This window comes from Mycobacterium sp. 1165178.9 (genome assembly GCF_001673555.1).
Taxonomy (GTDB): Bacteria; Actinomycetota; Actinomycetes; order Mycobacteriales; family Mycobacteriaceae; genus Mycobacterium.
In genome coordinates this window covers 1-13,407 of the sequence record NZ_LZMB01000311.1, presented here as the reverse complement: position 1 = coordinate 13,407, position 13,407 = coordinate 1, and the positions used below count along the sequence as shown (strand labels likewise).

At 65.4% G+C, this 13,407-nt stretch carries 11 protein-coding genes and 1 pseudogene; 4 read left to right on the top strand and 8 right to left on the bottom strand.

The genetic code is table 11. From position 1 onward, the window contains the following. Positions 1 to 1,562, bottom strand: a 1,562-nt coding sequence (fadD1, locus tag A5652_RS13555) for a fatty-acid--CoA ligase FadD1 (protein WP_067351795.1), incomplete at its 3' end; no start/stop codon positions are given. A 429-nt stretch (positions 1,563 to 1,991) separates the two neighbouring features. Further along, positions 1,992 to 2,762, bottom strand: coding sequence for an SDR family NAD(P)-dependent oxidoreductase (locus A5652_RS13550; protein ID WP_067351792.1), 771 nt, complete (start codon positions 2,760 to 2,762; stop codon positions 1,992 to 1,994). A gap of 517 nt (positions 2,763 to 3,279) precedes the next feature. On the opposite strand from A5652_RS13550, the gene A5652_RS13545 reads away from it, so the two are divergent. Both A5652_RS13545 and asnB read left to right on the top strand, forming a co-directional pair. After that, complete coding sequence (locus tag A5652_RS13545) at positions 3,280 to 4,725, top strand: aldehyde dehydrogenase (protein WP_082983893.1); 1,446 nt, start codon at positions 3,280 to 3,282, stop codon at positions 4,723 to 4,725. A 111-nt stretch (positions 4,726 to 4,836) separates the two neighbouring features. After that, positions 4,837 to 6,666, top strand: coding sequence for an asparagine synthase (glutamine-hydrolyzing) (gene asnB, locus A5652_RS13540; protein ID WP_067351801.1), 1,830 nt, complete (start codon positions 4,837 to 4,839; stop codon positions 6,664 to 6,666). Positions 6,667 to 6,785: 119 nt separating this feature from the next. Here asnB and A5652_RS13535 read toward each other — a convergent pair whose 3' ends face one another. Next, complete coding sequence (locus tag A5652_RS13535; RefSeq protein ID WP_067351787.1) at positions 6,786 to 7,616, bottom strand: alpha/beta fold hydrolase; 831 nt, start codon at positions 7,614 to 7,616, stop codon at positions 6,786 to 6,788. Positions 7,617 to 7,683: 67 nt separating this feature from the next. Between A5652_RS13535 and A5652_RS13530 the strand changes: the two genes are divergently transcribed. Beyond that, the gene (locus A5652_RS13530) at positions 7,684 to 8,292 is read left to right on the top strand and encodes a TetR/AcrR family transcriptional regulator (RefSeq protein WP_067351784.1); all 609 of its coding nucleotides are present in this window, start codon (positions 7,684 to 7,686) and stop codon (positions 8,290 to 8,292) included. 139 nt (positions 8,293 to 8,431) lie between these two features. Here A5652_RS13530 and A5652_RS13525 read toward each other — a convergent pair whose 3' ends face one another. Further along, complete coding sequence (locus A5652_RS13525; RefSeq protein ID WP_067351781.1) at positions 8,432 to 9,376, bottom strand: PHB depolymerase family esterase; 945 nt, start codon at positions 9,374 to 9,376, stop codon at positions 8,432 to 8,434. 75 nt (positions 9,377 to 9,451) lie between these two features. Here A5652_RS13525 and A5652_RS13520 point away from each other — a divergent pair, with 75 nt between their 5' ends. Beyond that, positions 9,452 to 9,910: a MarR family winged helix-turn-helix transcriptional regulator gene (locus A5652_RS13520; RefSeq protein ID WP_067351798.1), complete on the top strand. Its 459-nt coding sequence runs from the start codon at positions 9,452 to 9,454 to the stop codon at positions 9,908 to 9,910. 47 nt (positions 9,911 to 9,957) lie between these two features. On the opposite strand, the gene A5652_RS13515 is transcribed toward A5652_RS13520, so the two are convergent. The 4 genes and pseudogenes from A5652_RS13515 to A5652_RS13500 all read right to left on the bottom strand — a co-directional run. Further along, on the bottom strand, positions 9,958 to 11,079 hold the full coding sequence (locus tag A5652_RS13515) for a glycosyltransferase (protein ID WP_067351777.1): 1,122 nt from the start codon (positions 11,077 to 11,079) through the stop codon (positions 9,958 to 9,960). Continuing rightward, on the bottom strand, positions 11,076 to 11,702 hold the full coding sequence (locus A5652_RS13510; protein ID WP_067351773.1) for a TetR/AcrR family transcriptional regulator: 627 nt from the start codon (positions 11,700 to 11,702) through the stop codon (positions 11,076 to 11,078). The genes A5652_RS13515 and A5652_RS13510 overlap by 4 nt, the downstream gene beginning before the upstream one ends. Positions 11,703 to 11,836: 134 nt before the next feature. Further along, positions 11,837 to 12,646: a polysaccharide deacetylase family protein gene (locus tag A5652_RS13505; protein WP_067351769.1), complete on the bottom strand. Its 810-nt coding sequence runs from the start codon at positions 12,644 to 12,646 to the stop codon at positions 11,837 to 11,839. A gap of 250 nt (positions 12,647 to 12,896) precedes the next feature. Then, a pseudogene (locus A5652_RS13500) lies at positions 12,897 to 13,253 on the bottom strand (esterase family protein); the annotation flags it as partial. Between the last annotated feature and the right edge of the window lie 154 nt (positions 13,254 to 13,407).

Sequence of the window (13,407 nt, the reverse complement as noted above, 5' to 3'; positions counted from 1 at the left end):
GTGCCGCGGGGCTCGCGCTCCCACAGCTCCTCTCCCGCCCCGATGTCAGTTCCCTGAGCGATCAATTTTCGCTTGAGCACCTTGTGGGTGGCGGTGCTGGGCAGGTCCGCGGCGATGCGGACGTAGCGGGGACGGGCCTTCGGCGACAGGTCGGGCTGCTCGTCCAGGAACGCTTCGAATTCGCGAGGTGTAAGGGTGTGGCCGTCGTTGAGGACGATGGCGGCCATCACCTGATCACCGACGTGGCCGTCCGTGACCGCATACACCGCGATCCGGCTGATGGCGCTGTGGCGCAACAGAATCCGCTCGATGGGGGCGGCGGTGAGATTCTCGCCGTCCACCCGCATCCAGTCGGCTGTGCGCCCGGCGAGATAAATCCAGCCGTCGGCGTCGCGGTAGGCCAGGTCGCCGGACCAGTACATGCCGTGGCGCATGCGTTCGGCATTGGCATCCGGGTCGTTGTAGTAGCCGGTGAAGAAACCCGAACCCGTCGTGTTGACCAACTCGCCGACCGCTTCGTCGGCGTTGACGAGCACCCCGTCGGCGTCGAACCGGGCCACCGCACATTCGGTGATGGTGTCGCTGTTGTAGATCGCGATCCCGTCCATGCCTTTGCCGATCGACCCCCTGGGGGTGCCCTCTTCACGGATCACCATGATGGCATTCTCGGTGGAACCGAAGCCGTCCTCGACCTGCACACCGAAGCGGCGGCCGAACTCGTCGATGTCCTTGTCGTTGGCCTCGTTACCGAAGGCGACCCGCAGGGGATTGTCGGCGTCATCGTCACGTTCCGCGGTGGCGAGAATGTAGGCCAGCGGCTTGCCGACATAGTTCATGTAGGTGGCGCCGTAGCGGCGGATGTCGTCGAGAAAGTTGCTCGCCGAGAACTTGGCCGGCACCATGGTGGCGCCGGAGCACACCGCCGGCGCCCATCCGGCGACGACCGCGTTGGAGTGAAACAGCGGCATCGAGACGTAGCAGGTGTCCTGTTCGGTGAGGGCGAAGCGCTGGACCAGGTTGAGACCGGCGAACGTGGCCATGAGGTGTGATACCTGCACCGCCTTGGGGCTTCCGCTCGTCCCCGAGGTGAAGATCATCATGAAGGCGTCCATCGCGGCGACCTCGCGGTGGGGTCTCAGTTCCCCCGCGGTGTCGACGATTTCGCTCCATTGCGGCGTCGAGGAGTCGAGGATCTGGGTTGCCCCGAGATCCAAGCCGTCCAGCAGCGGCCGATGTTCGGCGTCGGTGACGACAAACTGACAGTCCGCGCGCCGAACGTCGGCGGCCAGCGCCTCACCGCGCCGGGTGGTGTTCAGGCCGCACAGGACGTAGCCGCCCAACCCGGCCGCGGCCATCTGGCTGACCATCTCGGGGGTGTTTCCCAGCAAAGCGCCGATGTGCATCGGCCGTTGCGGGTCGGCGGCGGCCAACAGGGCGGCGGCCCGCGCGGCGGCGCCCGTCAGGTACTGACTCCAAGTCCATTGCGCGTCACGGTATTTCACCGCGATGCGGGGATCGGATAAGCGCTTGCGCAGCAGCGCTTGAATCGTGTCGTCAGCCATCCCTCGGACTCACCCTCACTCCGCCCGTTCTACGAGACGAGACGGTCCGTCTTATGATAGCGGGCGGCCTAGCGCCACAAAATCGCGGTAACTTGTGGGTCGCCACCAGGCCGCGATTGCGGGCCGCGCACCACCTCGTGTTGTGGAAGTTGTCATGCCTATTTCGCCCAGGATTCCCGATCGAGGACCGCGTGTATAGCCGTTTCGTTCGCATCCAACAGCCATCATTGCCTCATGCTCTTTGAGTTGCACAGGTCGCTGATCCTGCTCAGGAACCGGGCGCGCGAATATCGGCGTGAGGTCTCACAATCGCGGTGTACGGGCACCTTTGCCCGCCGGCGTCGCGGCGGTCGTTCGGCCGAACGACACAACGATGAAAGCTGATGCCGCTGAGTGCGGTCGGTTGTTGACGCCATCGTCCGTTGGGGTCTATCCGCCCACCATCATCAGGCCGCCGTCCACCGCCAGCAGTTGACCGGTGATGAAAGCCGAGCCGGGACCGGCCAGGAAGACAAGCATCGGACCGACGTCGCGGGCGGGCTCGCCCAACGTGCCGCCGAGCGGGATCATCATTTGCATCTGCTGGTCGATCAAGGCCGCGGCGTCAGGGCCGAGGAACTCGCGCAGCCGGTCGGCACCCGCCGTCTGCACCGCGGGCGCAAGGGCATTGACGGTGATGTTGTCGGCGGCCCAGGCTTTGGCGGCCGATCGCGTCCACGCCTGCACCGCGCCCTTGGTCGCGGCGTAGACGGCCGAGATCGGGCTGCCCATCACGGCTTCCGAGGACCCGAAGTTGATGATGCGACCCCCCTTGGGGTCTTGGCCTTTCATCACCGCGTAGGCGGCCTGGTTGGTGAGGATGGTCGCCTTGATGTTGGTGTCCAACAGAAACGAGATATCGTCGGCGCCGATGTAGCCGGGAACGCCGGCCTGCCACAACCCCGCAGCGTTCACCAGCACGTCGAGTCCACCAAGACGCTGCGCGGCGTCGCCGACCATCGACGAGACTGCCTCCGTCTCGCGGACGTCGCACTGTAACCACTCGGCCGCGAGGCCGTCCGGCGGTGGTGTCTGGTGATAGGTCGCCGCGACCTTGGCTCCCGCCGCCGTGAGAACTCCGACGGCGGCCGCGCCGATGCCGGTGGCCCCGCCGGTGACCAGAACTCGCCTGCCGAGCAGGGGAGACGTCGAATCTGACATGGCGGCAACCCTATCGGGCCTAAGCCACCACCACTTCAGTTCCCGCAGAACTGCAGCATCGGGTACCCGCCGGCGGCCCGAAGCCGGCGGAAACTACGGCGGATCTCATGCAAACCGTGGTTGCGGTAAGCACCGCCTTTGCGCTTGTCGCATAGCACCATTCCCAAATGACATTCCGACTGCGTCGCGCCAAAAACTAATGTTGCCGCCATGAGCCGCAACGATTCCAAGAGGTCGCGCGACCATGCCGCCCACTGGATGGGCGCGATGTACCGCCAGATCTCGCGCCAAAGCTAATGTTGCCGCCATGAGCCGCAACGCATTCGATGTGCGAAGGGGCTCCTCGTTAGTGGAAGTCGCATCCGATTACTTGAAGTCATAAACACCGCATTCAAGTTCACCGTCACGCGTTGTCCGCAATGACGACAACGACGTCAAGTCAATTTGATCATCGTCGGCTGACATGTCGCTGCCGATTTGACCACGGCAAAAGGAGGATTTCGTGGGAAGGATTCGCGTGAGCGAGGACGCGGCAGAGCTGTTCATCGATGGGGAGTTCCGCCCTGCCAGTTCCGCTGAGCCGGTCTTCGAGGCCGCGACCGAAAGGCTGCTTGGCCAGGGGCCGAGCGCTGGCGAGGCCGATATCGACCACGCGGTGGCCGCGTCCGGGAAGGCGTTGCACGACTGGAGGACCACTCCGGCGACCGAACGAGCCAGGCTCCTGGAACGACTGGCCGACGCCCTGGAGGCGCGCGCCGAACACACCAGCGAACTGTGTTCCCGCGAGATGGGCGCGCCGATCGCCTTTTCCCGGAACGGTAATGGACTCCTGCCTGCTGCGGCGCTGCGCTACTACGCGACGCTGATTCAGAAGGTCGATATCGAAGAGGTCCGGCCTAGCGCAAGCGGGCATACCATCGTGCGCCGCGAGCCGGTCGGCGTGGTCAGCGCCATCGTTCCTTGGAACGTCCCGCAGGTGCTGGCGGCCGTTAAGTTGGCTCCCGCGTTGGCGGCGGGCTGCACCGTAGTTCTGAAGCCCGCACCGGAAACGGCCTTGGACGCAAGGGCGTTCGGCGAAGCCGCTGCGGAAGTTGGACTGCCGCCGGGTGTGCTCAACGTCGTTGCCGGCGGTGACGACGTGGGCGCCTACCTTGTTAGCCATCCCGGCGTTGACAAGGTGTCCTTCACCGGCTCGACGGAAGTGGGTCGTCTAATCGCTGAAACCTGCGGTCGGCTCATGCGACCGGTCACATTGGAACTCGGCGGCAAATCCGCCGCGATCATTCTCGACGACGCCGATCTGAATGCGACATTGCATGGGCTGCGCACCTGGTCGTTCGGCAATAACGGACAGATATGCGTCGCGAATTCGCGGGTACTCGCGCCGGTTTCCCGCTACAGCGAAGTCGTCGATGCGTTAGGAGAAATGGCGAACTCGCTGGTTATTGGGGATCCGCTCGACCCGGGCGTCGATATCGGCCCCCTGGTGAGCGCCCGACAGCGCGACCGGGTCCTGGATTACATCGAGACGGGAAAAGCCGAAGGTGCAACGGTGGTAGCAGGCGGCGGGGTTCCTGCGGGGTGGTCCACTGGTTGGTATGTGGCGCCGACGGTGTTCGCCGATGTGCACAACTCGGCTCGCATCGCCCGTGAGGAAATCTTTGGACCCGTGGTAACGGTAATTCCCTACCGCTCCGACGATGAAGCCGTCGCAATCGCCAACGACTCCGACTTCGGTCTGGCCGGCACCGTGTGGTCGCGCGACGAAGCGCGGGCAACCGAGATCGCCCGCGCCGCGCGCACAGGAACCATTGGAATCAACCATTACGCTCTCGATCTCGATGCGCCCTTCGGCGGAGTCAAAGCAAGCGGTATCGGGCGGGAGTTTGGGCCGGAAGGCCTAGCCACTTACCAGACCGTCAAGTCGATGCCTCGCATTGGTGCCTCGACTACCGAGGTCTAGTCGGTCCGTAAAAGACACAACCGACATCCAGAGTTGGCAGGTGTCTAGATCTGCGTAAGGAAAGTTGAAGCGGACCGCTCAGGCGCAGGTTCTCAAATGAAGGGTGACAACGTGTGTGGCATTACTGGCTGGATTGCTTTCGAGCGTGATTTGAGGCGTGAACGTGACGTGCTTGATGCGATGACGCTCACGATGGCGTGCCGTGGTCCGGACGCGTCGGGGGTGTGGTCAGAGCGCAATGCGGCGCTCGGCCATCGCCGTCTCGCGGTGATCGACCTGCCGGGTGGTGCACAGCCGATGTCAGTTTCGACCCCGCAGGGTGATGTCGCCATGGTCTACAGCGGCGAGGTCTACAACTTCATCGAGCTGCGACACGAATTGGTGGCGCTGGGCGAGCGCTTCAAGACGTCCAGTGATACCGAGGTGGTGCTGCGTGGTTATTTGCAGTGGGGCGATGCGGTGGCTGATCGCCTCAACGGGATGTACGCATTTGCGATCTGGGATGCGCGGCGCCGCAAGCTGGTTATGATCCGCGATCGGATGGGCATCAAGCCCTTCTATATCTATCCGACAGCGGACGGGGTGCTGTTCGGTTCCGAACCGAAGGCCGTCTTGGCGAATCCGATGGCCAAGCGCGTCGTGAACATCGATGGTCTACGCGAGATGCTCGTCCCGATCAAGACTCCCGGGTTGGCCATCTGGAAAGGCATCCGGGAGGTCGAGCCCGGCACGGTCGTAACCGTCGACGAGCGTGGTATCCGTGAGCGTACCTATTGGCGGCTGGAGTCGCGGCTCCACACCGATAACGAAGAGACGACCGTTCGGCGGGTGCGCGAGTTGCTCGACGACATTGTGCGGCGGCAGCTGGTGGCTGATGTTCCCAAATGCGTATTGCTTTCCGGCGGGCTGGACTCGAGCTCGGTCACCGCACTGTCTGCGCGTCACTTGAGCGTTCCGGTACGGAGCTTCTCGGTGGACTTTGCGGGACAGGCCGACAATTTCGCCCCCGACCGGGTGCGCTCGAGCTGGGACACCCCCTACGCGCGCGATGTGAGCGAGCACGTTCGCTCCGAGCACACCGAAATCGTGTTCAACGCCGATGATTTGGCGGATCCGGATATCCGGCGCGCGGTGATCGTCGCCCGCGACCTGCCGGCGGGCGGGGGCGACTTGGACGCGTCGCTGTACCTATTGTTCAAGGCGATCCGCAGGCACTCGACGGTGGCGTTGTCTGGTGAGTCGGCCGACGAGATCTTCGGCGGTTACCCACAGTTCCACGACCCCACCATGCAGCGCACCGACGACTTCCCGTGGCTTGCCGCTATGGAACTGATGAAGGGGAATGCCGCTGACGTGTACACCCAGCCGTTGCGCTCGGCGGTCGACCTGGAAACGTACAAGCGCGAGCGCTACACCGATGCAGTGACCAAGGTGGCCAGGGTTGAGGGTGAGGACGATTTTACCCACCGGATGCGCGTTATGAGTTACCTGCATCTGACGAGGTTTCTGCGAATACTGTTGGACCGCAAGGACCGGATGAGCATGGCGGTGGGGCTAGAGGTACGGGTGCCGTTTTGTGACCACCGGTTGGTGGAGTACGTATACAACACGCCGTGGTCCTTGAAGGCCTTTGATGGGCGGGAGAAGAGCCTGCTGCGCGGCGCCTGTCGTGACCTGCTGCCCGAATCGGTGGTACAGCGGGTCAAAGCTCCCTACCCGTCGACAGCCGACCCGAGGTACGGGGCACAGATCCAGCGCCAAGCCAAGGATCTGCTCGCCGGGGATAGCGACGCACTTTTCGGTCTGATCGAGCGCTCGAGGCTCGAGGAGCTGACCAGCCTCGACCCAGAAACGCTGCCAACAGGTGCTCGGTACCAGATGGAGCAGGCGCTGGACGTGGCCACTTGGCTCGACCTGTATAAGCCCGAGGTTGTCTTCTGACCACACTCAGATGTTGACTGCCGGTGCATCACATACCTGCGGAGGGGTGCATACACGTTCGCGAATTGCGGCCGCTCTACTGGCGTGTAGCCCCGCACGGGCCTCTCTGCGCGGGATGCCTAGGCGCGCACCGCGATTGTCGAGAGCAGATCGGCGAGCCGGTCGGGCTGATCGACCATGGAAAAGGTCCTAGCCCCCGCGATGACTTCGAGGCGGGCGTTGGGAATGGTCGCGGCCAGCCGCGCCCCGTCTTCCTGCTCGAAGAACACGTCGTCCGCCGACCACGCGATGAGCGTCGGCTTGTCGAAGTCGTACAGCCGGGCCGCCACCGTCGTCGTCACCTCGGTGCGCATCGAGAGTGTGAACTGCCGCAGGTCTTCGGCGATCCGCGGGTCGGCCAGCCCCGGCTGCACCCATGCCTCGGTGAGGTGATCGATGTTGCTATGCGCAAGCCCGTCGAACGCGCGCTTGCGTGCCGCCGGCAGGCGCATGGCCTGAGCCGCGGCCCGGAAGGTCGGCTTAGTCTTCGCCGCCAGAATGACCGGCTTGAGGATCGGTGGCGGGAAGTGTTCGAACGCATCGCAACTCGTGAGCACCAACGCACCCAGCCGCTCGCGATGGTGCACGGCGACCAGCTGGGTGACGACGCCGCCGGTGTCGTTGCCGACCAGCACCACGTCCTGCAGGTCGAGCGCCGCGAGCACCTCGGCGACCATGCCGGCGACGCCGGTGATGGTCCGGTCGGCGCCGCGGCGCAGCGGCTCCGGATGCGCGCCCAGGGGCCAGGTCGGGGCGATGCAGCGCAGACCGCGAGCGGCCAGGCGTTCACTGACCTGGCGCCACAATTGCCCGCCCATCATGTATCCGTGCACGAAGACCACCGGCCTGCCGTCCGCGGGTCCGGTTGCTTCGTAATGGATGGTTCCGGCACTAATGTCGATCGTCGACATAGCAAACTCCTACTTCAGAGATACACTTACAAACAGGCTGTCTGTTCGTAAGTTACCAACAGACTGTATGGAAATCAAGAGACGTACCCAGGAACAGCGCTCCGCGGCGACCCGCGACGCGCTGATTGCCGCTGCCCGCACGCTGTGGGGGCAGCGGGGCTATGCGGAAGTGGGGACGCCGGAGATCGCCACCGCAGCCGGGGTCACCCGCGGCGCGATGTACCACCAATTCGCCGACAAGGCCGCGCTATTCCGTGAGGTCGTCGAGGTCGTCGAGCAGGATGTGATGGCCCGGATGGCCGTCGTGGTGGCCGAGTCCGGAGCCACCACACCGGCGGAAGCGGTCCGTGCCGCGGTCGATGCGTGGCTCGACGTCTCCGGCGATCCCGAAGTGCGCCAGTTGATCTTGCTTGATGCGCCGAGCGTGCTCGGCTGGGCAGAATTCCGCGACGTCGCGCAGCGGTACAGCCTGGGCATGACCGAGCAGATGCTCACCGAGGCGATCCGGGCCGGCCAACTCGCTGAGCAGCCGGTCCGGCCGCTGGCGCACGTGCTGATCGGCGCGCTCGACGAGGCGGCCATGGTCATCGCGACCGCCGACGACCCGAAACGGACCCGACGGGAAACCGGACAGGTGCTACATCGGCTCATCGACGCGATGTTCGACGCGCGATAAGGCCCGCCAGCGCCGGACGCTGAGTGAAACCGTCAGTGCCCGAACGACTTCCGCCTTGAACCTTGGCGACCCCGGCCGTGACCCCGTTGCCGCCCAGCAGCTCGATCACGGCGTCGGCAAGTTTTACAGATTGGGTTGGCTACCGATGTTTCTGGCTGAAGAATTGCCAGATGGTATCCGTGGCGTCCAGCGCCGTCGACGGCGCCGGAATTCCGGCGACCCCCTCCGCCAGGGGACTGGGCTCGCCGCCTGGCCATTGGTGGCCGGCCCCCGACACCGAAATCAGCTCCACCGTGCGCCCGTCGGCGCAGCCCGCCGTCTGCGTTGTCACGTCGGCGGCGGTGGTTGAGGTCGGCGCTGCGCATCCGTCGATCGCGCGCCAGGTGGCGTTAACAGATTCCGCGGACGGGCCGTCGACGCGGGGGGATCCGTTGATAGCGAGCGCTTTTCCGGGACCGCCGTTGTACGGGACTCTGTCGTCGGCGGTGCCGTGGATCTGTAGAACCGATGCCGGCCGCGCGGCAGAGCAGTCGGTCAGCAGGGTACCGGCCACCGGGGCAATCGCCGCGAAAGTATCGGACTGGCAGCCCAGGCGAAGCGCCATCATGGCGCCGTTCGACATGCCGGTGACATAGATTCGCGCGCGATCGATCGGGATCTCCCGCTCGATGGCGCCGACCATGGCCCCGATGAATCCGACGTCGTCGACGTTGACGTGTGCGGGCTCGCCGCAACAGGTTCCGGCGTTCCAGGCGCGGTTGAGGCCGTCGGGGTAGGCGACCAGGAAATGTCCGTTGTCGGCTTCGGCATCCCAGTGGTAGGAACGCTCGGCCTGCGCGCCGCTGCCAAAGCCGCCGTGCAGCATGACCACCAGCGGCACGGCGCCGGCCAGCCCCTGCGGCCGATAAAGGTGGAAGGTCCTGCTCGCTCCGCCCGAGTCGATCCCTTGCGTGGATTGCCCCACCGGGATCTGTTGCGAGCCCGGGGTTCCCAACGCGTGACCGCCGCCTACGCATCCGGCCAGGACGAAAACCAGAACGGGCATCAGAAAAACACTCGCGGCCCGGACCCATTTCCATCGCATGCGCACAGCCTGGCACCGATCCGCGATTTTGACAAGTAACTTGTCAATCTACCTTTGGGTGGCACACTGATCGGCATGCGACACGGACCCGACGCCGGGTGGCAGCCCACCGTGCCGGCGCTGGTGAACCTGGTCACCGCCGCCGGGGCACCGCATCTGCGAGCGGCGTTCGCCGCGGCCGGCCTCGACGGAATCCGGCCCGCGCAAGCTGTCGCCTTAGTGCCGCTGGCGGGGGGCGGATTGCACGCATCCGATCTCGCCGACCGTCTCAGGGTGAGCCGGCAGGCGGTGGCCCAGGCGATAGCGGCCTTGGAGCGTCACGGCTACGTCACCCGGGAGCCCGACCCGGTGGACGCCCGCGCCCGCATCATCGAGTTGACCGCCCGCGGCCGACGGGCGCTGCGGGTCATGCGTTCTAGCGCGGTCGCTTTGGAGAAGCGGTGGAGCGAAGTGCTGGGCGAGCGACGGCTGGGGGAGTTGCGGGAGACCCTGAAGACGTTGCTCGCCAGTGAGGCCGAGACGGCTGGTGATTGACGCCGCCCGAACACTACCGGGCGCGGGCGCTCCGCAGGCCTACGTTGTCAATGTCTTTGCCGGAGTGCATGACCCGTTGACGCGGTCGCAAACTGGCTGATCGTAGCGGCCGCTACTTCGGCGCCGTCGCCCCGGCGGATCTCCGCACCGAACATCCCAGCCGCCTCCCGGTAGGCCGAATCCTGCAGCACCGCGCTGATCGCTGCGCGGATTCGACGCACGCCGGCGTGCTTGCGCAGCAAAATCCCCGCGCCGAGACTTTGGACGGCAGCACCAACGCGACGCTGGTCGATCAGAGTGTTGGCGGGCATGATCACCAGGGGCACACCAAAAGACAGCGCCCGCATAGCGGTGCTGTGCCCGCCGTGGCCGACGACCAGGGAGGCTGTTGCCAGAACCTCGCCATGGTCAAGCCAGGCGTGCATCGACGCGTTCGCCGGCACGCGCAGCCCGGAGGAATCGATAGCCGGTCCGACCGTTACCGTCGCACGCACGGGCAGGGGATCGATGGCGTCGAGGATCCTTTGCAGCATGCGACGCTGACCCGCGTAGGCACAGGTGCTCAGACTGACGAGAATCCGGGGCACCGGCTGAGGGGTCGCCGCAATCGGAGTGCCTTGCCAGACAACGCCGACATGTTGAACCGCAGGGTTGCCGCGCACCGGGTCGAGTTCGGCGCGGGCGGTGACGATTTGGAGCGCGCCGGTTCGCTCCAGGTGGCCCGCCGGGGTGCCCTTGAGGCGCAGGAACCATCCGATCGGACCGGCGGCGAGGTCTTGCAGAGTCCGATGAAAACAGTGCCCGAAGACCACCGTCGGGAAGGCCTGTGCCGCAACTTCGTGAATGGCCGCGGTCAGTATCACGTCGACCACCACAACGTCGGCGTGGTGCCGGTGCGCGGCTTGCACCGCCTCCCGGCCCAGTCGGCGGTCCATTGCGACCCGGGTCATGCTGATCATCATGCCAAGCAGCGGCCGTTGCACTGTCGGGTCGAAATTGGTTGCGGGCGTGAATGTCTCGAATCCGAACCCGTCGGCCTCCACGCGCTGGCGCACGCCGTGGTGACCGAGGAAACGGACCTCGGCACCGCGGGCGCGCAGCGCCCGGGCGACCGCCAGCTGCGGCGGAATGTTGCCGCCGCCGTCGAACACGACGAACAGAACCTTCATGGCGCCGCCCCCGCGTTGGCGCCCTGTGACACCGTGAGTACGCCGTCGATCATCAGCAGCATGCGGTTGCGGACCTCGGCGACGGGCAAACTCCGGTCGCGCCGGAGCAGTTTCCAGCTGTATACGTCGGTGGCCACGACGAGCGCATCGATGATCCGATCCCGTTCAGTGGGTTCGAGCGGCAACTCGCTGCCGAACACTTCCTCCACCCACTCGCGATGCAGAGTTCGCCCGGCCTCGCACATCAGTCGCGCTCGCGGATCGTCCTCCTCCTCGGCCAGCAGGCCGAGCACCATGTCCCCGCGCCCCTCATAGTGTTCGATGAGCACCGTCATTGCCGCTTCAGGGTCGCCGGGCGGTGAAACTCTTTCGGCCACCACAGCCTGACGGACGGCCAGATATGCCGCCTCGACCAGCGATTCCCGGCTGCCGAAATGCCGAAGCACCGTCTTCACCGTGACGCCGGCGCGCTCGGCTACCGCGCCGAGGGTGATGCCCAGAGAGCGTTCCGCCACGACCGCATCGATGGCAGCCTCCACGATGGCGCTGCGGGTGGCCGCCGTCGACTCCTTGCGAGCGCGCATGTCGTAGCGTCGCGTTTTCGTGTCCATGATGATGTACATCAAATCACCATTTGGTGTCCCTGGCAATAGACATCAAGTTGTGGACCGCGAGGCGCGCAGCGTCGCGATAACGCGGGCAGTGGAAACGGTCGAACTCCAGCGACGCGGGCGACAATTGCGCCCGCGTCTCGCCGCTACGGGGTTTTGAGAAAGACGTCGTTGAGCGTGACGGTGCGCAGGTTCCTATCGCGGATGAAGTCGACGAGTTGCGGATAGACATGCGTCACCGGCAGATGATTGAGGTGCCCGATCACGATGGCCTGCGGTGTGAAGTACTGATCGGCCATCTGCACGATGTACTCCTCGGTGATCAACGTCGAATCCGACAGCGACCCCGACCACAGGGTGGGGACCTTGTAACCGAGGTCGGCCGCCACCGCGTCCACGGTGGCGTTGCGCTTCGCGTACGGCGGCCTCCAATACGGCTTCGCGCCGATGCCGTACATGTTCTTCAGGAACGCGTCGTTGCGCGAAAGCTGTTCGGCTACCTGCTCTTTCGACAGGGTGGTCATGTCCGGGTGCGACCAGGTGTGGTTGCCGAGCTGGATCTGCCCGCTGTCCACCAACGGCCGAACCAGGTCCAGGTTCTCGGTCCACGAGTCGTAGATCCCGTTGACGAAATAGGTCAGCCGTATGCCGGTGTCCTTGGCGAACTGGGTGTAGGCCCGCACCACCTCGCTGTTGACGCCGTCGTCGACGGTCAGCGCGAGCAGGTCACCCTCGCCCGGGATTTTCACCAGGGCACCGCCGCCGGGCAGCGGGACGCGCGCACTGAGCGGCGGGGGCGGCAACAGGGCCTGCGGGGCGGTCGGGCCGGAGGTCGGGATGTCGGCGCCCGGGGCTTGGGCAAACGTGCGGGGCTGCGGATCGACGATGAGCCGCGCAGCGCCTACTCCGGCGACGACTGACGCGGCGAGCGAACCAAGGAACTGGCGACGGTTCATGGCTGACAAGCGAGCGCGTCGATCAAATGATCACGCGGTGACAGAAATAGCGAATTCAGCCCGAGTATTCGCCCGTTTTTTGCGGCGCATTGCGCATCAGCCAGGTTCCCGCAGGAACCGCCGTTCATGCACAACATTGGGGCCACAGCCGCGAACCGTACCATTCGGCGTGCCCGAATGTCGGCTCCGTTACGGGTGGGTCAGCTGTGAATTCTCACCGGTTCCGACTACCCCGACCCGACCGGTGAAATCAATGCGATTCCCCGGCGGCCGCCCGTTGCGGCAGCTGCACAGGTTCGACATTGGGCGTGCCCAGCGTCGAGGCCAGCCACGGCAGCGCGGTGGCAAACGCCTGAGCGGCGAACGGCCAGTCGTGCTTGCCGGGTTGGGTAACCACCGCGCAGGCGATCCCGTGCGCGGTTCCGGCGGCGCACAGCGCGTTGGCGGCCGCGTCCTGCCCTTCCGGGTTCGCGGCCGGATCGGTGGTGGCGGCGCTCAGGGTGGGACTTGCCTCCTCGGCGACGTTGCGGGCCTCCGACGATGAGGGAACTTCGAACCATCCCGACAGCCCGGTGTAGAGGCCATGCCGATTCATGACGGTGATCGGGGGCCCAGCATCGGCTCAAAAGAGGCCACGCTCGCCAAGCTGTTCGGCGGCAACACCGCCGCGTGGGCCGACTTCGACCCGATCACCGTCATGAATCGGCATGGCCTCTACACCGGGCTGTCGGGATGGTTCGAAGTTCCCTCATCGTCGGAGG

Coding starts and splice junctions, on each gene's coding strand:
- A5652_RS13535 (WP_067351787.1), bottom strand. CDS start 7,616: ATGTCGACGATCGACATTAGTGCCGGAACCATCCATTACGAAGCAACC.
- A5652_RS13530 (WP_067351784.1), top strand. CDS start 7,684: ATGGAAATCAAGAGACGTACCCAGGAACAGCGCTCCGCGGCGACCCGC.
- A5652_RS13550 (WP_067351792.1), bottom strand. CDS start 2,762: ATGTCAGATTCGACGTCTCCCCTGCTCGGCAGGCGAGTTCTGGTCACC.
- A5652_RS13525 (WP_067351781.1), bottom strand. CDS start 9,376: ATGCGATGGAAATGGGTCCGGGCCGCGAGTGTTTTTCTGATGCCCGTT.
- A5652_RS13520 (WP_067351798.1), top strand. CDS start 9,452: ATGCGACACGGACCCGACGCCGGGTGGCAGCCCACCGTGCCGGCGCTG.
- A5652_RS13515 (WP_067351777.1), bottom strand. CDS start 11,079: ATGAAGGTTCTGTTCGTCGTGTTCGACGGCGGCGGCAACATTCCGCCG.
- A5652_RS13510 (WP_067351773.1), bottom strand. CDS start 11,702: ATGTACATCATCATGGACACGAAAACGCGACGCTACGACATGCGCGCT.
- A5652_RS13505 (WP_067351769.1), bottom strand. CDS start 12,646: ATGAACCGTCGCCAGTTCCTTGGTTCGCTCGCCGCGTCAGTCGTCGCC.